The 19,772-nt window shown below is 69.5% G+C and carries 22 protein-coding genes; 16 read left to right on the top strand and 6 right to left on the bottom strand.

Annotation, left to right across the window (positions count from 1 at the left end; translation table 11 throughout):
* Positions 1 to 1,250 precede the first annotated feature (1,250 nt).
* Positions 1,251 to 2,321: an alkene reductase gene (locus AB0I15_RS17055; protein ID WP_358095690.1), complete on the bottom strand. Its 1,071-nt coding sequence runs from the start codon at positions 2,319 to 2,321 to the stop codon at positions 1,251 to 1,253.
* A gap of 117 nt (positions 2,322 to 2,438) precedes the next feature.
* Between AB0I15_RS17055 and AB0I15_RS17050 the strand changes: the two genes are divergently transcribed.
* Positions 2,439 to 2,822 (top strand): MerR family transcriptional regulator, encoded by a 384-nt coding sequence (locus tag AB0I15_RS17050; protein ID WP_358095688.1) that lies wholly within the window; start codon positions 2,439 to 2,441, stop codon positions 2,820 to 2,822.
* Positions 2,823 to 2,898: 76 nt separating this feature from the next.
* On the opposite strand, the gene AB0I15_RS17045 is transcribed toward AB0I15_RS17050, so the two are convergent.
* Positions 2,899 to 3,813, bottom strand: a complete 915-nt coding sequence (locus tag AB0I15_RS17045) for an alpha/beta fold hydrolase (protein WP_358095686.1) — start codon at positions 3,811 to 3,813, stop codon at positions 2,899 to 2,901.
* 422 nt (positions 3,814 to 4,235) lie between these two features.
* On the opposite strand from AB0I15_RS17045, the gene AB0I15_RS17040 reads away from it, so the two are divergent.
* From AB0I15_RS17040 to AB0I15_RS17015, 6 genes are all read left to right on the top strand, one after another.
* A complete protein-coding gene (locus tag AB0I15_RS17040) occupies positions 4,236 to 5,390 on the top strand; it encodes a histidine kinase (protein ID WP_358095684.1) in 1,155 nt (384 codons plus the stop codon).
* A complete protein-coding gene (locus AB0I15_RS17035) occupies positions 5,387 to 6,046 on the top strand; it encodes a response regulator transcription factor (RefSeq protein ID WP_358095682.1) in 660 nt (219 codons plus the stop codon). Before AB0I15_RS17040 ends, AB0I15_RS17035 begins: the two co-directional genes overlap by 4 nt.
* 72 nt (positions 6,047 to 6,118) lie before the next feature.
* The gene (locus AB0I15_RS17030) at positions 6,119 to 6,250 is read left to right on the top strand and encodes a hypothetical protein (RefSeq protein WP_358095680.1); all 132 of its coding nucleotides are present in this window, start codon (positions 6,119 to 6,121) and stop codon (positions 6,248 to 6,250) included.
* Between the two features lie 62 nt (positions 6,251 to 6,312).
* Positions 6,313 to 7,770, top strand: coding sequence for an alpha/beta hydrolase (locus AB0I15_RS17025; RefSeq protein WP_358095678.1), 1,458 nt, complete (start codon positions 6,313 to 6,315; stop codon positions 7,768 to 7,770).
* Between the two features lie 67 nt (positions 7,771 to 7,837).
* Complete coding sequence (locus AB0I15_RS17020; RefSeq protein ID WP_358095676.1) at positions 7,838 to 8,551, top strand: hypothetical protein; 714 nt, start codon at positions 7,838 to 7,840, stop codon at positions 8,549 to 8,551.
* A complete protein-coding gene (locus AB0I15_RS17015; RefSeq protein ID WP_358095674.1) occupies positions 8,548 to 9,663 on the top strand; it encodes an XRE family transcriptional regulator in 1,116 nt (371 codons plus the stop codon). The genes AB0I15_RS17020 and AB0I15_RS17015 overlap by 4 nt, the downstream gene beginning before the upstream one ends.
* On the opposite strand, the gene AB0I15_RS17010 is transcribed toward AB0I15_RS17015, so the two are convergent.
* Positions 9,642 to 10,097, bottom strand: a complete 456-nt coding sequence (locus tag AB0I15_RS17010) for a DUF6223 family protein (protein ID WP_358095672.1) — start codon at positions 10,095 to 10,097, stop codon at positions 9,642 to 9,644. The two genes, AB0I15_RS17015 and AB0I15_RS17010, sit on opposite strands and share 22 nt — an antisense overlap.
* 214 nt (positions 10,098 to 10,311) lie before the next feature.
* On the opposite strand from AB0I15_RS17010, the gene AB0I15_RS17005 reads away from it, so the two are divergent.
* From AB0I15_RS17005 to chrA, 3 genes are all read left to right on the top strand, one after another.
* Entirely contained in the window at positions 10,312 to 11,427 is a 1,116-nt protein-coding gene (locus tag AB0I15_RS17005; protein ID WP_358095670.1) for a histidine kinase, read from the top strand.
* Positions 11,424 to 12,086 carry a response regulator transcription factor gene (locus tag AB0I15_RS17000; RefSeq protein ID WP_358095668.1) on the top strand — a complete coding sequence of 221 codons (663 nt, stop codon included), beginning with the start codon at positions 11,424 to 11,426 and terminating at the stop codon, positions 12,084 to 12,086. Before AB0I15_RS17005 ends, AB0I15_RS17000 begins: the two co-directional genes overlap by 4 nt.
* Positions 12,087 to 12,183: 97 nt before the next feature.
* Positions 12,184 to 13,374, top strand: a complete 1,191-nt coding sequence (gene chrA / locus AB0I15_RS16995; RefSeq protein WP_358095667.1) for a chromate efflux transporter — start codon at positions 12,184 to 12,186, stop codon at positions 13,372 to 13,374.
* Positions 13,375 to 13,400: 26 nt separating this feature from the next.
* Here chrA and AB0I15_RS16990 read toward each other — a convergent pair whose 3' ends face one another.
* Positions 13,401 to 14,309: a hypothetical protein gene (locus AB0I15_RS16990; protein ID WP_358095665.1), complete on the bottom strand. Its 909-nt coding sequence runs from the start codon at positions 14,307 to 14,309 to the stop codon at positions 13,401 to 13,403.
* Positions 14,310 to 14,418: 109 nt separating this feature from the next.
* Complete coding sequence (locus AB0I15_RS16985) at positions 14,419 to 15,294, bottom strand: hypothetical protein (protein ID WP_358095663.1); 876 nt, start codon at positions 15,292 to 15,294, stop codon at positions 14,419 to 14,421.
* Between the two features lie 244 nt (positions 15,295 to 15,538).
* Here AB0I15_RS16985 and AB0I15_RS16980 point away from each other — a divergent pair, with 244 nt between their 5' ends.
* The 5 genes from AB0I15_RS16980 (at position 15,539) to AB0I15_RS16960 (ending at position 18,449) form a co-directional block, all read left to right on the top strand.
* Positions 15,539 to 15,670 (top strand): hypothetical protein, encoded by a 132-nt coding sequence (locus AB0I15_RS16980; protein WP_358095661.1) that lies wholly within the window; start codon positions 15,539 to 15,541, stop codon positions 15,668 to 15,670.
* The gene (locus tag AB0I15_RS16975; RefSeq protein ID WP_358095659.1) at positions 15,648 to 16,922 is read left to right on the top strand and encodes a YcaO-like family protein; all 1,275 of its coding nucleotides are present in this window, start codon (positions 15,648 to 15,650) and stop codon (positions 16,920 to 16,922) included. The genes AB0I15_RS16980 and AB0I15_RS16975 overlap by 23 nt, the downstream gene beginning before the upstream one ends.
* A 409-nt stretch (positions 16,923 to 17,331) precedes the next feature.
* On the top strand, positions 17,332 to 17,586 hold the full coding sequence (locus AB0I15_RS16970; RefSeq protein WP_358095657.1) for a DUF6355 family natural product biosynthesis protein: 255 nt from the start codon (positions 17,332 to 17,334) through the stop codon (positions 17,584 to 17,586).
* A gap of 123 nt (positions 17,587 to 17,709) precedes the next feature.
* Positions 17,710 to 17,922, top strand: a complete 213-nt coding sequence (locus tag AB0I15_RS16965; protein ID WP_358095655.1) for a hypothetical protein — start codon at positions 17,710 to 17,712, stop codon at positions 17,920 to 17,922.
* Positions 17,886 to 18,449, top strand: coding sequence for a S26 family signal peptidase (locus AB0I15_RS16960; protein WP_358095653.1), 564 nt, complete (start codon positions 17,886 to 17,888; stop codon positions 18,447 to 18,449). The genes AB0I15_RS16965 and AB0I15_RS16960 overlap by 37 nt, the downstream gene beginning before the upstream one ends.
* 81 nt (positions 18,450 to 18,530) lie before the next feature.
* Here the strand turns inward: AB0I15_RS16960 and AB0I15_RS16955 are convergent, their stop codons facing one another.
* Entirely contained in the window at positions 18,531 to 18,824 is a 294-nt protein-coding gene (locus tag AB0I15_RS16955; protein WP_358095651.1) for a hypothetical protein, read from the bottom strand.
* 186 nt (positions 18,825 to 19,010) lie between these two features.
* On the opposite strand from AB0I15_RS16955, the gene AB0I15_RS16950 reads away from it, so the two are divergent.
* Positions 19,011 to 19,763, top strand: coding sequence for a helix-turn-helix transcriptional regulator (locus tag AB0I15_RS16950; RefSeq protein ID WP_358095649.1), 753 nt, complete (start codon positions 19,011 to 19,013; stop codon positions 19,761 to 19,763).
* Positions 19,764 to 19,772 lie beyond the last annotated feature (9 nt).

Below are 19,772 nucleotides of genomic sequence, written 5' to 3'. Positions count from 1 at the left end.
CATCGCGTTCAGTGGCACTTCAACGTGTGACCATTATGCATGCAGCGCGCGGTGTGTGGAAGTAGCTTCTGGTGGCTGGACGTGAATAGCTAGAATGCGCCAGGTGGCGGGTTCTGCGATGCTTGGCACAATACTGCTCACCTCTGCCCCGCGCCGCCCCCGTTTGTGCGCTCTGCGAACGGTTCATGAGGGGTGGACGCCGGCCAAGTGGTAAGTCGATCATGACACATTGCATAGTGATTATTTCCCAGGTGGACAGGCTTGGGCTCGTTGACCTGCGGCTGCATCTCACAATAGGGGCATGACGAAAACACGTTCGATGGTGGAAGGGCTTTGCGTCGGCCCGAATTGTCACATTTGTCGATCCAGCGCTTGAGGTGCCGCGTGGATCTGTCGTTGTGCTCCTTTATGCACGGTGCCGAGTACGCATACAGGCTGGCAGGCGGTTTCGCGCCCCGCCGAGCGTGTCACGCCATCGACTGGTGCTTGCCAGGAGCAACTCGTCGTCGATCGGGATGGAAGGGCCTCGAGAATAGTCGCGCGACGTGATGGTCTCCAGCCAACAGCCGAGGCACCATCCGGCACCGCGGACGGGCAAAAATCACCGCCACGAGCGCGAATGCGGCGACGAAGGTTTTCTGGTGCGATCGGGGACGTCTGATACTCCAGCCGTACATGGTGATCTTGCTGCTGTGCTTGGGCAGGGCTTCGGCGTAGTGGAGATTTGCCCGTTTCAGACGAGGCCGAGAATGGCGAGGTTGCGAGCGGCGTCCCGGAATAGGCGGCGGGCGGCTCCGGCGAGGGTTCGGCTTTAATCAGGTACAAGGCATCGATGGCCAGGTTGCGCAGAGTGGCCTGTACCGCGTCAGAACCGGTGCTTATGGCCTGAGCTGAGGGTATCCGACCGCACTATGATACTCGTTGATCGCTCCACTGAGGATCTTGCGGCGGTCGATCCAGCCTTCGATCGGTGCCGTCGCCTGTCCGTGCTGATCGGATGGTTGTTGCCCGCGCTTGGTGAGTCGATGGCGGCCGTAGTGATCGATGTACTCCTCCAGGGCCGTGCGCAGGTGGCGACACCAAGCTGTACATCGGCTTCGCAACACATAGGGACGCTGACGGTGACAATGTCGTCCTGCGACGGCGCCACGGTGTTCTGGTCGCGAAGCTTACCCTCGGCGGCGCGAGTGTGCCGCGCGTACTGGGTGTCCCCCGGCACGCCGAACTCTGGATAGTTCTCGACGACCTTCTCAGGCTGTGTACTGGTACGTCGAGTAGGTCAGGTAGCCCGTGTCGCCGCCTTGGTAGTACGTGGTCTCGTCGGCGGGGGCGATCGGGAGGTCGTTGCGCAGTCGTTCGACCAGGTCGGGGTTGGCGAGGAAGGCGCGTCCGAAGCTGATGAGGTCGGCCCCGAGCCCGAGCCAGTGGTCGGCGTCGGCCCGTGCGGCCTGCTTGGGTCCGATTCCGGGCACCGGGTTCATGATGAGGGTGCCGGGCCAGGCGCGGCGTAGGCCGATCAGCGTCTCTTCGTCGGTCGTGGCTTCGAGGTGGACGTAGGCGACCCCTAAACGGGCCAGCTCGGTCAGCAGCGCAGTGTAGAGCTCGGGGACGTCGGTCTCCTCCACGCCCCAGAACGTCGCGCCCGGGGAGAGGCGGATGCCGGTCCTGGCGCCGCCGACGGCCTCGACGGTTGCGGATGCCGCCTCCACGGCGAACCGGATCCGGTTGGTCACCGAACCTCCGTAGAGGTCCGTGCGCAGGTTGGCGTTGGAGGAGAGGAACTGCGAGATCAGGTAACCGTTGGCACCGTGGAGTTCGACGCCGTCGAAGCCGGCGTCGATGGCGCGGCGGGCGGCATCGGCGTAGGACTGGGCGTGCTCAGGGACTTCGGCGGTGTCCAGAGCGCGCGGGGTGGGCGCCGGCTGGGGTCCGGTCGGGGTGAACACGTGGCCGGCGGCGGGGACGGCCGAAGGGCCGATCGGCCGCGTACCGGTGGTGTCGGGATGCGAGACCCGTCCGCCGTGCATGAGCTGGGCGAAGATCCGGCCGCCGTTGGCGTGCACGGCGGCGGTCGCCCGGCGCCACGCGGTGACCTGCTCGTCGGTGTGCAGCCCCGGCGTACCCGGGTTGGACTGGCCGATCGAGCTTGGCTGTACGCCCTCGCTCACGATCAGGCCGGCCGTCGCCCGCTGGGCGTAGTACGTCGCCATCGACGGTGTCGCCAGACCTCCGGCGGCGGCTCGGATCCGCGTCATCGGGGCCATCACCACCCGGTTGGGCAGCGTCAGGTCGCCGAGCTGATAGCTGGTGAGAAGGGTCATCGCGTCAGGACTCCTCGTTCCGTGGCGCCCAGGTCTCGGGCACGACGGTTACGCTAGAACCTCACATCCATGTCAGAGGCAAGACGCTGTGTCGCAGGTCACAACCCGGAGGACGATGTGCGCATCGGGGAGCTCGCGTCTCGGACCGGAGCCAGCGTCCGGTCCCTGCGCTATTACGAGGAGCAGGGACTGCTCGCCAGCACCCGCAGCTCCAGTGGGCAACGGCACTACACCGACGGCGAGGTCGAGCGGGTCGTGTTCATCCAGCGGCTGTATGCGGCGGGCCTGTCCAGCCGGACCATCGCCGAGCTGCTGCCCTGTGTCGAAACGCCCAGCGTGGAGAATTCCGACGCCGCGCTGGAGCGGATGGTGCAGGAGCGCGATCGGCTCTCCGAGTACATCACCGATCTCGTCCACACGCGGGACGCGCTCGATGGGCTGATCGCCGCGAATCGAGCACATCGCAAGGGTCTGCGGACGCGGACGGCCATGGCCGGTTGACCCGGGCTCACGCATCTCAGCAGGGCGAACAAGGCTGTGGGCAGCGGTATGGGCTTGGCCCGGGTGCGGTGGCTGCTCAGCCGCCACTCGACTGGCGGGCGGCCTGTGCGGTGACGCGTTCGATGGCCTGGACGGCGACGGCAGGCTCATCGACGTAGACGTAGTGTCCGCTGTTCCTGGCCGTGCTCAGCCTGCTGTCGCCGGACAGCGCGAGCCACTTGCGCTGGCCCGCGGTCCACGCCTGCTCCAGGCTCGGGCCGTAAGTGGGGACGGCCTCGAGGTACGGCTTGCCGTGCTTGACCACCTCCACCGGGATGTTCCCGGCGGAACGGACCTCCCCATCCGTGATGACGAGCTTCTCGGGGTTCTCACCCTGGAAGACCGCGAGGTTCTGGGCGCGCAGGTCGGCCGCCGGACCCGTGGCGGACTCAGGGATCGACTTCTTGATGTCGGCGATCATCGTGGGTGATGTGGTGTCCAACAGGACCAGCCCCTTGACCCTGTCCTGATGGTCGGGGGCGTACCTGGCGGCGATCAGTCCGCCCAGCGAGTGCCCCGCCAGGACGACCGGGCCGTCACCGGCGACGCGGTCGAGCACCCCGGTCAGGACCTTCCCGGTGCTGGTGAAACTCTGCGGGCCGTCCGGTCGGTCACTCGCGCCCGCGCCGAGCCGGTCGTAGGAGCAGACCCGGTGCTGTTTGCTCAGCGTCTTCTGGAGGGCGGCCAGCTTGTCCAGCCCGTCGCCGCCTCCGTGCATCAGGATGACGACCGGCCTGCCCTGCACCGGGTCGCCTGAGCAGGACACGTTCACCGACCGGCCCGCGACGTCGATCTTCTTGGTTCCGGAGATCAGGTCGGCATCGGCTTTGCGCGTGGTGGGAGCGAAGGGGTCCCAGTCCTCCATCGAGTCGTTCCCGCAGCCGGCGAGTCCCGTGCCGAGCACGGCGCCGCACAGTGCGACCACAACGGATGACTTGATCTTGCGGAGCATGATGTCCCCCAGTGAGAGGAGTGACGCCGGGATGGTTCACCCGGCGGTGTGGTGGGAGGGCGGCCGAAGCGCCGTGACCACGCAGCAACGCTAGGGAACCGACCGCCCCCGAAGCGTCACCGCACGGTGGACATTCGCCGGTAGCTCGCACAGGGGACAAGCGCGCCGCGACGAGTTCGGATCCTCCGCGTTCGGGATGGTGGGGGACAGGGGCGCGTCCCCCGTGCGAGCCACCGGTGAGTGTCCACTGAGGGGTGACGATGGCGGACCGTCGATTCCCTAGTGTTTCTGGGTATCCGCGGCATTCCGGTCGGCGGCCGTTTGTGAAGGACGCTCGTGAAGGACGCTGCAAAGGGAATCGTCATGCGACTGGTGAAGCGGCTCGTGGCCGGGCCGCGCGGCGAGGCCGTTAGGCTCGCCCGATGATCGATCTCCGCCGGGTCCAGGATCTGTGGCGGCGGTGTGACGTCACGGTCCGGGATTTCCCGTTCGCCTTGTTCCTGACCGTCGTGTCACTCCTGCCGGGGTTCCAGGGCAACGGGACGCAGATCGGCGAGCTGCCGACCCGCCCCTACGACGCGCTGGCCGTCGTGGTGGTCGCCCTCGAGTGCCTCCCGCTCACCGTGCGCCGGCGGTGGCCGGCCGCCTGTCTGGTCCTGGTGTCGCTCGGTTTCGCCCTCGATCAGCTCCTCGCGTACCACGCGCTGGCGGGCACCGCGCTTCCCATCGCGCTCATCAGCGCGGGCGCCCATCTGGAACGTCATCGGCGCGTCACCGTGATCCTCCTGTCCGCCGCGTACGTGCCGCTGATGGTCGCGCTCGCCCGGCTCGGCTCGAACGAGGGGCCCGCGGACATCGCGCTGCTCTACCTGACCCTGGTCCTCGCTTGGGGCATCGGGACCTGGCTGCGCTCCACCCGGGCCGCCGAGGCCGAACGACGCCGCCACATCGCCGAGGCCACCCGCGCCGCCGAACGCACCCGCATCGCCCGCGAACTCCACGACGTCGTGACCCACCACGTGACGGCGATGGTCGTCCAGGCCGAGGCCGCCCGCTACCTGACCGCCGCGCCCGAACGCCTCGACACGGCCCTGAGCGCCGTCACCGACACCGGCCGGCGGGCCATCGCCGACCTGCGCCACCTGCTCGACCTGCTCAATCCCGACCACGACACCGACGTCAGGACGCCGTCCGCCGGCGACGTGCGCACGCTCGTGGAACAGACGCGCCAGGCGGGGCAGCCGGTGGAGTTCGCCGAGGAGGGCGACCCTGCGGAGTCGGCCGGCAGCGCAGAGTTCGTGGCCTATAGGGTCGTGCAGGAAGCTCTGACGAATGCCCTCAAACACGCCCATGGCAGTCGCACCGTGGTCCGCGTGCGCTACGGCGAAAAGGAGATCCTCGTGGAGGTCGGCACCGCTGGTTCGGGCTCGCGGACCCGCTCTCCCGGCGGGAGCGGGCGGGGCCTGGCCGGGCTCCGCGAGCGGGTCGGCGCCTTGGGCGGCGAGTTCAGCGCCGACCGGCAGGCGGACGGCGGCTTCCTCGTACGAGCCCTCATCCCCGCCGGGAGCCCGTCGTGAACGCACCGATCCGGGTCCTGGTCTGCGACGACCAGGCGCTGATCCGCACCGGGTTCGCCACGATCATCGACGCCCAGCCCGACCTCGAGGTCGTGGGCGAGTGCGGCGACGGTCTCGCCGCGGTCGAACTCGCCCCCCGGCTGCGCCCGGACGTCGTGGTGATGGACGTGCGCATGCCGGTCCTCGACGGCATCGAGGCGACCCGCCGGCTGGCCGGCGCCGGGGTGGAGCCCTCGGTCAAGGTGCTCGTGGTGACGACGTTCAACCTGGACGAGTACGTGTACGAGGCGCTGCGCGCGGGGGCGAGCGGGTTCCTGCTGAAGGACGCCCCACCGGCGCAACTGCTGCACGGCATCCGCACCGTCGCGTCGGGCGCCGCGCTGCTGGCCCCCGAGGTGACGCGGCAGCTCGTCGGCCGGTACGCGTCCCGGATCCGCCCCACCGGGGGCACGCCGGACGACGCCGCGCTGACCCCGCGCGAGCTGGAGGTGCTGCGCCTCATCGCCGACGGCCGGTCCAACAGCGAGATCGCCGCCACGCTGGTGATCAGCCCGGAGACCGTCAAGACGTACGTGTCGCGCATCCTCGCCAAGCTCGGCCTGCGTGACCGCGTGCAGGCGGTGGTGTACGCCTACCGCAACGGCCTGGTCACCTGAGACCCACCTCCCCGAAGGTGGCGCCTCACCAGTGACGCCATGTCATGACTTCACCTGCGGGAATGTCATGGCGTGGTCGTGACGTGGCCGCACTGGCAGACGCGCCCGGCGACGGCTGAGATGGACGGCATGTCCTCTGACGACCTGCCCGTTCTGGAGAAGCACATGAAGCGCTCCCGTACGGCCGCCTCGGCCGCGACGTGACGGTCCTCGCTGTTGCCCAGGCCGCTCGACGCGGTCACCCCTCGGTAAGGAGAAAACGTCACATGCGGAGAATCCTGTCAGGCGCCCTCGCCGTCGCCACGGCGGCGACGACCCTGATTCCGGGGGCGGCGACCGCGGCCACACCGGACACGCCGCGGTGGGGCGCGTGCCCGGCGGACGCCGCCCTGTCGGGCCTGGAGTGCTCGACGCTCCAGGTGCCGCTGGACCACCGGAATCCGGACGGGCGGAAGATCGAGATCGCGATGTCCCGTCTGGCGAGCAAGGACCCGTCGAAACGCCGCGGCGTGCTGCTGCTCAACCAGGGCGGACCCGGCGGCGCGGGACTGGGCTTCGTGAACGACCTCGTGTCCGCAGGGCTGCCGCGAAGCGTGCTGGACGCCTATGACGTGATCGGGTTCGATCCGCGCGGCGTCGGCCGCAGCACGCCGGTGACGTGCGGCCTGACGCCGGAGCAGCAGGCGCGGGGCAACGTCCCGCCGTACGCGGCCACCGCGGCCGACGTCACGAAGCGGGCCGCGGAGGTGAAGGTCATCGCCCGGCAGTGCGCCACGTCGGAGACGGCGTGGATGCTGCCGTACGTCACCACCGCCAACACCGCCCGCGACATGGACCGCATCCGGCAGGCCCTGGGCGAGTCGAAGATCTCCTTCCTCGGCTACTCGTACGGCAGCTACCTCGGCGCCGTGTACGCGACGCTGTTCCCGCAGCGCGGCGACCGGATCGTGATCGACGGCAACCTGCCCCCGAGCGGCCTGTCCTTCCAGGACAACGACGTGTTCGCCCGGGGCCTCGAGGACCGGTTCCCGGACTTCGCCGCGTACGCCGCCGCCCACCCCGCGTACGGGCTGGGCGACACGCCGGAGGAGGTGACCGCCAAGTACTTCGACCTTGCCGGACGGCTGGACAAGGCGCCGGCCGAGGGAGTGGACGGCGCGTTGTTCCGCATGGTCACGTTCGGCTACCTCTTCCGCGACGCGCAGATGCCCACGCTGGCCGGGCTCTGGCAGTCGCTCGACACCGGACAGGCGCCGCCGTCCGGGGCGGCGGATGATCCCGTCCCGGACGCGGACAACGCGCTGTCCAGCCACCAGTACGTGGTCTCCGGCGACTCGCGCTGGCCCAGGTCCGTCCGTGCCTACCAGCGTGCCGTCGAGGCCGACCGGAAGCGCTATCCGATGTTCGGCGCGGCCGCGGCCAACATCCGGCCGTGCGCGTACTGGCCGTCCGACCCCGTCGAGCCGCCGGTGCGCATCGGCGACCTGGGCCCGTCCAACGTGCTCATGATGCAGAACCTCCGCGACCCGGGGACGCCGCTGACCGGCGCGCGGAAGTTGCGGCGGGCGTTCGGCGACCGGGCCCGGATGGTGACGGTCGACCAGGGCGGCCACGGCGCCTACCTGTTCGGCGGGAACACGTGTGCGAACACCGCGGCGACGACATTCCTCACCACCGGGCAGCGCCCGGCGCGAGACCTCACCTGCGCGGCACAGCCCTCCTGAACCATTCCGATCTCCTCGGCACTTCATTTTCAAACATCAAGTACTTACCTCTGCTAGATTTGGATCCATGGAGGCCGAGGAGGTTTGGGATTTCCTGCACGAGACGGGATTCCTGCACGCCCTGCACCAAGCGCACGAAGAGGCCACGCTGGCGGTGCTCGGAGCGCTGAGCCGAAACGCCGGCTTCAAGGAACGCTCCTACGGGACATCGTCGTTCGACGTTTTCGAGTCACGGCTCGACCGGGTCTTCCACATCGGCGAGGACCCCGCTCCCGGTGACCCGCTGAGGGGCCAGGTCGTCCGCGACGATCTCAACGGCTCACCGGGATGGCGGCTCGGCAAATACCGGGTCCTGCTCAAGCGCCACCGGTTCGGGGAGGTCCACGTCCTTCGGTGGGATCGCGACAGCCCCACCAAGCAGGACGTCGCACGCCAGACCTACACCGAAAACCCGCAGATGGCCTTCGACTTCGGAGACTCCTTCCCCCTCCCTCCCGAGGCGTCCGAGGTCGTGACCCTCGTCGCCGCCCACAGCGCGGCGGAGGCTCCCCTGGAGCTGGAGTTGTTCGTCGGCCGGCCGCGGTTCAACTCCGACGGGGGCGAGGCCTGGTGGTGGGTCCGGAAGATCACGCCGGAGGCGTTGGGCCCGGATCCGCGCAAGTCCACCTTCCCCGAGCAGCAACCCTTGTGGGCCGACCCCGCCGAAGACGTGCCGGTGCTGCTTCGCGATCACAAGGTCGCCGGACAGCGGCAGCACACCCTCAGCGAGAGCGGACAGTGAACGATCGACGCCCTTCGTCGGCGAGCCGTCGGCTCGCCGACGCCCGCGCCTTCTTCGACCCGCAACGCCTCGCCATCGGCCGGCGGCTGCGGGGGCTGCGCAAGAACCAGCTCGCGGCCCTCGTCGGAACGACCCCGACGGCGGTGGGGCAGTATGAGGCGGGAACGCATCGACCGTCCGAGCGCACGCTGTCACAGCTCGCCCTGGCGCTCGGCGTTCCCGTCGAGTTCTTCACCGTCGGTCACGGCGCACGGGCGGTCGACAGCGCGCACGCGCACTTCCGTTCGCTCCGGTCCACCAGCCAGATCGAACGAGACCAGGCCCTGTCCCATGGCCACCTGGCGGCCGGCATCGTCGCCCTCCTCGAACACTACGTGGAGCTGCCCGACGTCTCGATCCCCGAATATCCGGTGTGGCCCGAAGAGATCGCCGGAGAGGGTCCCATCAAGGCGGCGCGTCTCGCCCGCCAACTGCTGAACGTTCCGCGAGGGCCGATCAGGCACGTCGTACGTCTGCTGGAGCAGCATGGTGTCGTCGCCCTCCATCTCCCGCCCGTCAGCCGGCGGCTGGACGCCTTCAGTGTGAGCGCTCACCCTCGCCCCCTCGTGCTGCTCAATCCGGCGAAGGGCGACTACTACCGCAATCGGTTCGACGGCGGCCACGAGCTCGGCCATCTGATCATGCACGCCGACGCCGAACCCGGCAGCCGCATCGTCGAGGACCAGGCTCACCGCTTCGCGGCCGAGTTCCTCATGCCGGAGGAGGAGATCGCCGAGCAGCTTCCGGCCATGGCCCAGTGGGACCGCCTCGCCGCGCTCAAGGCGCAATGGGGGGTCAGCATGGCCGCGCTACTCTACCGAGGGCGAACGCTGGGAATCATGCGTGACGTCACCTATCGGAACGCGATGAGCACCATGAGCAGCCGCGGCTGGCGGCAGCAGGAGCCCGGCGTTCGGCCCCCGCTCGAACAACCGACCCTGCTGACCAAAGCGGTGGAGCTGCTCACCGAGGCGGGCATCGGTCGTGACGCCCTGGCGGAGCAGGCGCATGTCAGCAGAGGCGACTTCGACCTGCTGGTTCCCGAACGGCCCTACCCGCCACCCGCACTGTGATCCGAGGGCCGCGGGCGTGCCCGGCGGGAGCGGCCCAGAGTCAGCCCGCCGACGGCCACGCTGATCAGCCCCACCGCCAAGGCCAGGTAGCCCCCGACTATTCCGTAACCGGTGCCGGGCCCGCCGTCGGCGGCGGCCACGACCAGCCCGCCGATGACCGCGCCGGCCAGTCCCGCGGCCAGGGCCACGATGGCCCCGTTCCGTCCGGTGCCGGGGCCGCCCCGGCGGGCGGAGCGGGTCAGGGTGAGCCCGCCGATGACCACGCCGGCCAGCCCCAGCAGCGCGGCCACCACTGACCAGAGCCGCCCGGCGGTCAGGGTGTAGGCGCTGACGGGGTCCGGCTGGACCAGGACGTCCGCGGTCGCCGGCGCGGCGAGCCCGAGGGCGCCGATCAGAGCGGCCCCGGCCACGGTAAGCACGAATCGGACTGGCATGAGGTGCCCTCCTCCTACGACGGGGTGTCACCTGATCATGTCCGCCGGGTCCGCCGCCGGTCGTCCGGCGGACGCGGACACTTCGCGCTGCCGCCGCTGCCGCAGCCGGCTACCGCCGCTGCCGCAGGAGCCGCGAAGCTACCGCGGGTGCGGTAGCCGGCCGATCGTCCGCGCGCAGGAGTCGTCCGCGCGGGCATCGGGTTAAGGTGCGCGCATGAGCACAGGACGACCCGGGGTCACGGATTGGGCGATCGCCGTCGGTGTGGCGGCGACGCTGCTGGTCACCGGCCTGTCCGGGGGGCACTCCGGCACGTACCTCGATCTGCTCGGCCACGCGCTGCTGCTGGCCGGCGGCCTGGCGCTGGTCGTGCGCCGCCGGGCTCCGGTTCCCGTCCTGGCCGTCACCGGGCTGTGCGCCGTGGGATACCAGGCGGCCGGTTTCGACGTGCCGGCCATCGCGTACCTCTTCGCGGTGTACGCCGCCGTACGGGCGGGACACCGCACCGTCACGGTGGTGGCGAGCGTGACCATGCTGGCCGCCCTGCCCCTCGCGGCCCTGGCCTCGGGCCTGCACGACACGGGCGAGGCGTTCGCCCAGGCCCGGGGCGCCCTCGAACTGGCCTGGCTGATCGCGGCCGGTGCCGCGGGTGAGGCGCTGCGGCAGGCCGAGCGGCGGGCGGACGAAGCCGAGCGTACCCGGGAGGAGACCGCGCGGCGCCGGGCCGACGAGGAGCGGCTGCACATCGCGCGGGAGCTGCACGATTCGCTCACCCACCAGATCTCGATCATCAAGGTGCAGGCCGAAGTCGCCGTCCACGTGGCCCGCAAGCGGGGCGAACAGGTGCCGGAGGCGCTGCTGGTGATCCAGGAGGCCGGCCGCGAGGCGACCCGGGAGCTGCGCGCGACCCTGGAGGCGCTGCGCGACGACGACACGGCCCCACCGCGTGGGCTCGACCACGTCGCGGAGCTGGTGGAACGGGCCCGGACGAACGGCCTGGACGCGACGCTGACCATCGAGGGACAGCGCCCCGACGTGCCGGCGGCGGTGGACCGGACCGTCTACCGGATCGTTCAGGAGTCCCTCACCAACATCGCCCGTCACGCCGCCGCCGCGACGGCGTCGGTCCGGATCGACTACCGTCCCGACACCCTGGAGGTACGCGTCGACGACGACGGCAAGGCCACCCCGGGCGCCGCACTGGTGCCCGGCGTCGGACTGCTCGGGATGCGCGAACGCGTCACCGCCCTCGGCGGCCGGCTGCGGGCGGCGCCGCGCGGCGAGGGCGGCTTCACCGTCCAGGCCGAACTTCCCGTGGACCGGACGTCATGATCCGTGTCCTGCTGGTCGACGACCAGCCGCTGCTGCGCGGCGGATTCCGCGCGCTGCTCGACCTCGAGGACGACATCGAGGTGGTGGCCGAGGCCGGCGACGGGGAGCAGGGACTGGCGCTGGCCAGGGAGCACCTGCCCGACATCGCGCTCATCGACATCCAGATGCCGGTCGTCGACGGCATCGAGGCGACCCGGCGCATCGCCGCGGACCCGGCCCTGGCCGGGGTGCACGTCGTCATCCTGACCAACTACGGCTTGGACGAGTACGTCTTCAACGCGCTGCGCGCCGGCGCGGCCGGCTTCCTGGTCAAGGACATCGTGCCGGAGGACTTCCTGCACGCCGTACGCGTCGCCGCGCGCGGTGACGCCCTGCTCGCACCGTCGATCACCCGCAAACTGATCAACCGGTACGTCACCCAGCCGCTCCCCACGGGCTCCGGCACGGGGCTGAAAGAGCTGACCAACCGCGAACGCGAGGCGGTCGCCCTGGTCGCGCAGGGCCTGTCCAACGACCAGATAGCCGACCGCATGGTGATCAGCTCGCTGACCGCGAAGACCCACGTCAACCGGGCCATGACCAAGCTCCATGCCCGTGACCGCGCCCAGCTCGTGGTCTTCGCCTACGAATCCGGCCTGGTGGTCCCACGCGGCTGCTGACGCCGCCTGCCCAGGAGAATGGGCTTGCCGATCGCCCGAAGGACACGCACAGGGCATCAGCTCAATGTCGAGCCCACGTCAGAGGACGGCCACAGTGATGGACGAACATCCCCCCGATGATCCCGGCGGGGGCAGGCCGGACGGGACCGATGCGTCCTGGCGCGCGGTCCGGGAGGTGGCGCTGGTGTTCCTCAAGCTGGGCGCCATCGCCTTCGGCGGCCCGGCCGCGCACACCGCGATGATGCGCGACGAGCTGGTACGCCGCCGCCGCTGGGTCAGCGACGAGCGCTTCGTCGACCTGATGGGCGCCACCAACCTGATCCCCGGCCCCAACTCCACCGAACTGGCCATCCACCTGGGCTTCGACCGGGCCCGCGGGCGTGGCCTGCTCGCCGCCGGGCTGTGCTTCATCCTTCCGGCCGCGCTCATGGTCACCGCGCTGGCCTGGGCGTACGTCACCTACGGCAGCACGCCGGCCGCCGAGGGTCTGCTGTACGGCATCGTCCCGGTGGTGATCGCCGTCATCGCCCATGCCCTGTTCGGCCTGCTGCGCACCGTCCTCACGACCGTGTGGCTGGGCGTCCTGACCGTCGCCGCGCTGGCCGCCTACCTGCTCGGGGTCAACGAACTGCTGATCCTCGCGTCCGGCGCGCTGCTGGCCGCCGCCGTCCACCTGCTGCGCCGGAGCGCCGGCCTGCACGGCCTGCTCGCCGCCCCGCTGCTCATGGCCGGCGGCCAGCCGCTGTTCGGCGATCCGACGGGCGGCCAGCTAGCCCAGTTGTTCCTCACCATGCTCAAGATCGGCTCAGTGCTGTACGGCAGCGGGTACGTCCTGCTGGCCTTCCTCCAGGGAGACTTCGTCGACCGGCTCGGCTGGATCACCTCCGGCCAGCTCATCGACGCCGTCTCCATCGGCCAGGTCACCCCCGGCCCGGTCTTCACCACCGCCACCTTCATCGGCTACCTGATCGCCGGCCCCATCGGGGCGTTCCTGGCCACCGTGGCCATCTTCCTGCCGTCCTTCGTCTTCGTCGGCCTGCTCACCAAGATCACCGACAGGCTGCGTTCCACCGCATGGACCTCCGCCCTGCTCGACGGCCTGAACGCCACCGCGCTGGCGCTCATGGCCGGAGTCTCCTACCAGCTCGCCCGTACCGCGATCGTCGACCCGCTGACCACGGCCATCGCCGTCATCGCCCTGGTGCTGCTGTGGAAGACCACCATCAACAACGCCTGGCTCATCGCGGGCGGCGCGGCCGTCGGCCTGGCCCACACCCTGCTCACGTGATCCTGGGTCCTTGAGGGGATGCCGGGTCACGACGCGAGCAGATCCAGGCCGAAGCCGATGACGAACAGCACCACGGCGATCTTGCGGAAGGCGTGCAGCGGGCGGGTGCGGTCGAGCAGGTGTGTGGCGAGGTATCCGGCCAGCAGCGCGGGCACTTCACGGGCCAGGCCTGGAAGTGCCGCGAGGTAGGCGCCTGCCGACGACATGAGCGTGAGGAGGCCCACCACGAGCACGCCATGGAGGAATATCCATTCCAGCGAGAACCCCACGGTCACGTAGGAGACGATGCTGCCCAGCAGGGCCACACCGACCACCGCGGCCAATCTCCCCAATTTCCTTTGGCCCAGCTCGTACAGGGCTTTCTCCCGCGCCGACAGATGCTCGTTGAAGAACGCGTCGACCTGCTCGCCGATCTTCTCGGTCTGTACGTTGGACAGCCGGCCATCCGTGCGGACGTCCAACCCGGCCAGCACCCGCTCACGGAAGTCGAGGTAATCCTCGAGGGTGAAGGGCGCGTCCTGGCCGAAACCGCTCGGCAGTCGGGTGTTGAGGGACACGGCGCCATCCCCGGCCCCGCCCCCCACCACGAACCGGACGTCGACGAAACTGTCGTAGAGCTTGCCTCGCAGAGCGGACAGCCGGTACGGGCGGAGCCTCAACTGCCGCTGCGCTTCGCGTTCCCTCAGCCGCCGGCCGGCCTCCCGCCCCGTGGCGCGCAGCCTGTCGGGATCGAGTAGATCGATGATGACGGCCAGCCCCGCCGCGAACTGCAGCACTTTGCCGATCCGGCCCCAGATGAGAACCGGCACGTCCCAGAACAGCGGCAGCGCGTCGACCTGCTTGCCCGCCAGCCACAGCGCCCACAGGTGACGAGCCGGCACTACGACCACGACCGCACCGGCAAGAACCGAAACGACGATGATCCCGTTGAACACACGCCCGGGAGGAGGTGACGACACCCGGCAATCTTCGGCCGTATCCGTCGTCCGTGTCCATTGCGGGCGGAGCGCCGGACACGACCTGACCTGGGCACGGGGGCATGCTCTAGGAAGCGAGCAGGTCGAGGGCGAAACCGTAAGTGAACAGGAACAAGCCGAACCACCGCAACGGGTGAGCGGGACGTTCGCGGTCCAGTAGCCTGGCGAGCCCCGCACGCCATCCGCGTGCCCGGTGCAGCCGCGCGGTCTCCTCGGCGGTGAGGCGCTCGGTCATGAGATCCCACACCATGTCGTACAGCCGCTTCTCGTCATTGGAGGTGATCGCCCGCCCGTCCACCTCGCCGCTGAACCGGGCATGGAGAACGTGGTAGTCGAGCAGGCTGAACGGCGCTCCGCCCGGTACGTCGGCCACGCTCCCGGCATCGACCAGGACGGGATCACCCCGCTGCAACCGCTGGATGCCTCCGATGGGCGGCCCCGGTTGCGGCGGGTGGGTGACGATGTGCTCGTACAGCCAGGCGGCCGTCCGGATGTAGGTGTCGGTGCTCCGTCGCTCGTCCATCTTCGGGTCGATGCCGCGCTGCCGGAGCCTGGCCCGCTTGCCCGCCTCCCGCAGCCTGTCCGGATCGGCCAGGTCGAGCAGGACGACCAGGCCGGCGACGAACTGCAGCCCCTTGCCGATCCGTCCCCACCACAGCATGGTGGTGAAGCCCAGCCGGGATTTCTCGGTGCTCACGCCGTTCGCCCACCGCGCCAAGACGGGTTCCAGGCCGTTGAACGCCGCCCAGCCGACGCTGATCAGGATGACCAGCGCGTACAACGTCCGCCGTCTACGCCTGCGTCCTTCAGCGGCCAGTCGCCTCCCCCATCGAGACCAGAGCACGACCACCACCACGCACACGGCGCCACCGCCGATCGTGACGAGCACGTCCACCGCAAGGCCGCGTTCCACCCTGACCAGCGTCGCCACGACGACGATCATCAGGGAGATCCATATCCCGACGACGCGCACGGTTCCCCACCAAAGCGCGTCCGCGCGGCGCCGTCCACCGGTTCGCGCGTTTTCGGGGCCGCGTTTCCCCGCAGGATGTCGTCCAATCCCGCCGATGAGGCATTTTTACCGGCTCTTCATAACGAAATATGTCATCAAAGTAGAGGCAAGCAGACTTTTCTGGGGCTTTGTCGAGGTGGAGCTAGAGTGAGCAGCAAAAGGAGGCGAATGCGTCATGGGAAATACGGTGGATTTTGTCACCCCTTCGCCCACGGAAATCCTGCAGTATCTGACCGTTGTCGAGCTCGACTGGCTGGAAGAGTTGCTGTCCGCGATGACCGATCATGATGCGCGGCCGCACTCCTGAATTCTGCGAGGTCGAGCGGGCGGTCCCGTTGGACGAGGCCCGACGGCGGGCGGTGACGGCGCTCGGCGCGCTGGGCCTGCGGGCCGATCTCGTGGACGCGGGCCCTGGGCGCGATCCGACCGCCTGGTGGTGCCGGCTGCTCGACGGTGCGGGGGAGGCCGCGCCGGTCGCGTACGGGATGGGGAAGGGGCGCCCGGAGGAGGCCCGCGTCGGCGCGTTGTTCGAGGCCGTCGAGCACTTCCTCACCGGCCCGGCCCAGTTCGATCCCGCCGTCGTGGAGCAGGCCGCGCCCGCCCGGATCGCCGGCGGGCCTCTCCAGGCGGACCCCTGCGCGCTGCTGCTGGCCGGGATGCCCGGCCGGCGGATGGCCTGCCTGCGCTACCGCGCACTCGACGGGGGCGAGGCGGCGCTGGTGCCGCTGTTCCTGTTCGCCCCGTGGTACGTCGAATCCGGTGGCGCGCGGCTGCGTGAGCTGGCCGGGGACGACTGCGACTACACCCACCTGATGCGCTACAGCTGCAACAGCGGTTCGGCCATCGGCGTGACGGCGGCCGAGGCGCTGCTGCACGCCCTCAACGAGGCCATCGAGCGGGACGCCCTGTCCCTGCTCCTGGTGCGGGCCTTCCTGAGCGGGAGGGAGTTCCGGCCCAGGGTGATCGACCCGGGGACGCTCCCGGACGGCCCCGCCCGGGCGTACGCGACGGCGCAGGAGGTGACCGGGTCACCGGTGCACCTGCTGGACATCACCACCGACGCCGGGGTGCCGACGATGCTGGCGTACACGGCTCCCACCCCCGGCCACCAGCACCGGCGCGGCGCCGGGACCTCGCTGAGCCCTGCCTACGCCGCCTGGCGCGCCCTCACCGAGCTCGTCCAGATCACGCTCGGCGAGAGCCTGCCGAGCTCCGGGCCCCCGGCGCGCGGCGACCTGTCCAAGCTGGCGGCGCACCCCGCGCTGCACGCGTGCGGGCAGTTCGATCTCACCGGCGTCCTGTCCGGGGCGCGGGTGGTCCCCTTCCAAGGGGACGCCGCGCCGGCGGGGCCTCCTGCGGTCCAGTTGCGGAAGGTGGCCGCGCTGCTCGGCGCACGGGGCCACGCCGTCTACCACCGTACGGTGTGCGCCCTTCCCGGCGAGGTCACCGCCGTGCACGTGGTCGTACCGGCCTTCGAGCGGTTCATGCTGATCACCGACGGCATCCTGGTCGTGCCGGGGCGCAGGGGCCGGGCTGTGGTGACCGGGGACGCCTGCTGATTCATGCCACATCGGCCCTCGGCACCTGTGGATGAGGACGCCGCCCTTCGACAGCGGCGTGACAGTTCGCGGGCAGGGTGCCGAAAGGGGTGATTGTGCACACTGATGCCAGGTCGCTCTTGGGAGGCGGGAGGAAACGGTGCCCGAAGGCTGACCAGACGGTGATCAACCATCCTGCGACCGGCTGCTTCAACGCCGGCACGGCTTCACGCCGGTGATGGTCGTTCCCGACGCCGCCCTACTTCCCGGCCGAAGAAGATCTGATATGGCGGCGAATTCGACATGCCCTGTGGGTGTCTTTTCGCCGGCAGTCTGGGCTTTTCTCAGGTGGAGCCCGGTAATCGAGAAAGGGTAGTAAATGTCGAGGAAAGTTCGCACTACTCTCGCCGGCCTCGCGGTGGTCGCCGGTATGTTCGCCGTCGGCTCGGCTCCGGCGCAGGCCGCGACGTCGGCGACCGCGGCCGGAGCCGCCGCGGATTCGCCGTGCGGCTGGTTCATTTCCAGCGGTCTCGCGAAGTACAACCACTGTGACTATAACAGGGTCGTCATTCGCGTGAGCCGGCTGATCGGCTCCGACTTCGACAAGTGCGTCGGTCCCGGCGTCACCACTCTGGGCATTCATCCTGCGGTCAACGGCGCGTGGTACGCCGGCCGGACCTGCTAGGCGAAGCGCGACCACAAAACTTCTGGGCCTCACGTCGTGGGTGCCCGGCCGCACGGGAATGGCTCCGCATCCGCGTGGGCCATTCCCGTACGGCGCCAAGAACGACTCGTCTCGGAGGCTCAAATGAACCTGCTCGCCGGCTTCGCCGACCGCTTCGTGCAACTCGTCGTGCCACGTACCACCGCCGCGGCCGTGGTCGTGCAGTTCTGTTACTGCGCCAAGCCCAACCCGTTCGAGCGCAAGAACTACTATCGGCCCTGTGAATGGGTGGGCCAGCCGGGCGCCGGCGGATATCTGAAGTGCGGCAACTGCTTCAACTCGGGGATCGACTGCTGACGGCGCGGAAAATCGACCGGCAATTGATCCGAGCGGTGTCGACGCCGCACCGCTCGGATCAGTTCCGCCGGTGGAGGCTGGGAAGCGCAGTGATGTTCATCGTGATCCTGGCGGGACTCTTCTACGCCCGCCGCCGCCTGCTGGTCGTGCTCGTCAACGGCCCGAGCATGGAGCCGGCCTACCGCCACGGGGATCGCCTGCTGGCCAGGAAGTGCCGGCCGGGGCGTGTCCAGGTCGGCGACGTGGTCGTCCTGAACGGGCTGCGGCATTCACGCGCCGGCCTCACGAACCAGCCCTTCACGCCGGCCTCTCCTCATATGCTGAAAAGGGTCGCGGCGGTCGGCGGCGATCCGGTGCCGCCTGAGATGCTGGGCAGATCTGACACGACCACGGGGATCGTGCCTCACGGCCATGTCGCGGTGCTCGGAGACAACGCCCAGGTGAGCGGAGACTCCCGGCACTTCGGATTCATCGATGCGCACCACATATCAGCGGTGGTGTTTCGCCGGATCAGCCGGGGACCATAGCCCGCTGCCGTCCGGTAAAGCCGCTTCCTGTTCGTCACCGAGCAAGAGAAGCGGCTGTACCGGATTGTGGTGTCGTCGGCGTCAGGACTCCCGGGCCGGCGGGCAGAAGGCGCCGGCGGGGTAGCAGTACCAGAAGTACCAGAAATTCACGAAGCTGTTGTAGTGACAGTTTCCGGAACGTGGGTCGGTTTGGTAGCCGGCCGCGCGCTTGATGCCCAGGCTGGCGTTGCACAGGAAACTGTTGGTGTAATCCTCGAAACGATTCTCCGCCATTATCCCTGACTGTGCCGACGGGGCAGCCTGGGCGGTGCCGGGAACGAGTGCGGCGGTTCCCAAAGCGATGGCGAGAGCGCTGATCTGGATGAGCTTGCGCATCGAAATCCCTTCTGGAGCGGAATAGAGGCGAAACGAGCCCTGGTCCGGTACGGAAAGCTTCGCTCGTCACCCTAGGAGAGGGGGTGCCTCGCCCCTCTGTCTTCCGCCTGTCGCTGCGGGCTACCTCGGCCGGGAATCGCCACGACGGTGAGAGCTTGCGACAATCTCATCCGGAAAGGAGGCGCGATGTCGCAGCACTGGCGCGGCTGGTGTGTACTCCGCCCCGGCGTCCTGCTGTACGGCGGAACCATCGGCACGAACCAGTTGCACGCGCACCACGCGGTCCACCTGATCGTCTCCGCGGAGCCCTTCACCATGGCCGACGCCTTCGGCCGGCGACTGACCACCCGTAGCGCGGTCATTCCCCCCGACACCGGCCACACCATCGTCACGGGAGCTCGCGGGGCCCTGCTGGCTCAACTCGAACCGGACAGCGCGCCAGGCCGTTCCCTGCTCGCCCGTTCAGGCGCGGGAGCCGCCGCCTCGACCTGGAGGCCGCCCTTCCCCCACCTGGCGCACGCCGGCACCACGGAGCCTCCCATGGAAGCCGCGGCCGCCCTGAAGCTGGTCGAGGACTGGACGGGCCGGCGTGACGCCGAAGAGGTCCCGATGCACCCGGCGGTGGAGATGGCGATGGCCGTGATTCCCACGCTCCTGGCCGGAGGGCCGGTACGGCTGGGCATGGTCGCGGACGCGGTGCACATGTCCCCGAGCCGGCTGGCGCACCTGTTCAGCGCGCAGGTGGGGATTCCCCTGCGGCCCTACGTGCGCTGGCAGCGCCTTCAGCATGCGATCAGGCTGGTGGCCGCCGGAGAGTCGTTGACGATGGCCGCCCACGGCGCCGGATTCACCGACGGGTCACATTTCACCCGGGTCTTCAGGCACAACTTCGGCACCGCGCCCTCCACGCTGGCCGCCGCCATTGACTGGCTGCCCTGAATCGGCACG

The sequence above is a fragment of the Nonomuraea sp. NPDC050643 genome, from assembly GCF_040654715.1.
Lineage (GTDB): Bacteria > Actinomycetota > Actinomycetes > Streptosporangiales > Streptosporangiaceae > Nonomuraea.
This window is presented reverse-complemented; position numbering and strand designations above follow the sequence as displayed.

What these genes read in the sequence shown, in the direction of transcription:
- AB0I15_RS17055 (WP_358095690.1), bottom strand. Translation starts at nt 2,321, where the DNA reads ATGACCCTTCTCACCAGCTATCAGCTCGGCGACCTGACGCTGCCCAAC.
- AB0I15_RS17045 (WP_358095686.1), bottom strand. Translation starts at nt 3,813, where the DNA reads ATGCTCCGCAAGATCAAGTCATCCGTTGTGGTCGCACTGTGCGGCGCC.
- AB0I15_RS17040 (WP_358095684.1), top strand. Translation starts at nt 4,236, where the DNA reads ATGATCGATCTCCGCCGGGTCCAGGATCTGTGGCGGCGGTGTGACGTC.
- AB0I15_RS17025 (WP_358095678.1), top strand. Translation starts at nt 6,313, where the DNA reads ATGCGGAGAATCCTGTCAGGCGCCCTCGCCGTCGCCACGGCGGCGACG.
- AB0I15_RS17020 (WP_358095676.1), top strand. Translation starts at nt 7,838, where the DNA reads ATGGAGGCCGAGGAGGTTTGGGATTTCCTGCACGAGACGGGATTCCTG.
- AB0I15_RS17010 (WP_358095672.1), bottom strand. Translation starts at nt 10,097, where the DNA reads ATGCCAGTCCGATTCGTGCTTACCGTGGCCGGGGCCGCTCTGATCGGC.
- AB0I15_RS17005 (WP_358095670.1), top strand. Translation starts at nt 10,312, where the DNA reads ATGAGCACAGGACGACCCGGGGTCACGGATTGGGCGATCGCCGTCGGT.
- AB0I15_RS17000 (WP_358095668.1), top strand. Translation starts at nt 11,424, where the DNA reads ATGATCCGTGTCCTGCTGGTCGACGACCAGCCGCTGCTGCGCGGCGGA.
- chrA (WP_358095667.1), top strand. Translation starts at nt 12,184, where the DNA reads ATGGACGAACATCCCCCCGATGATCCCGGCGGGGGCAGGCCGGACGGG.
- AB0I15_RS16985 (WP_358095663.1), bottom strand. Translation starts at nt 15,294, where the DNA reads ATGATCGTCGTCGTGGCGACGCTGGTCAGGGTGGAACGCGGCCTTGCG.
- AB0I15_RS16980 (WP_358095661.1), top strand. Translation starts at nt 15,539, where the DNA reads ATGGGAAATACGGTGGATTTTGTCACCCCTTCGCCCACGGAAATCCTG.
- AB0I15_RS16975 (WP_358095659.1), top strand. Translation starts at nt 15,648, where the DNA reads ATGATGCGCGGCCGCACTCCTGAATTCTGCGAGGTCGAGCGGGCGGTC.
- AB0I15_RS16970 (WP_358095657.1), top strand. Translation starts at nt 17,332, where the DNA reads ATGTTCGCCGTCGGCTCGGCTCCGGCGCAGGCCGCGACGTCGGCGACC.
- AB0I15_RS16965 (WP_358095655.1), top strand. Translation starts at nt 17,710, where the DNA reads ATGAACCTGCTCGCCGGCTTCGCCGACCGCTTCGTGCAACTCGTCGTG.
- AB0I15_RS16955 (WP_358095651.1), bottom strand. Translation starts at nt 18,824, where the DNA reads ATGCGCAAGCTCATCCAGATCAGCGCTCTCGCCATCGCTTTGGGAACC.
- AB0I15_RS16950 (WP_358095649.1), top strand. Translation starts at nt 19,011, where the DNA reads ATGTCGCAGCACTGGCGCGGCTGGTGTGTACTCCGCCCCGGCGTCCTG.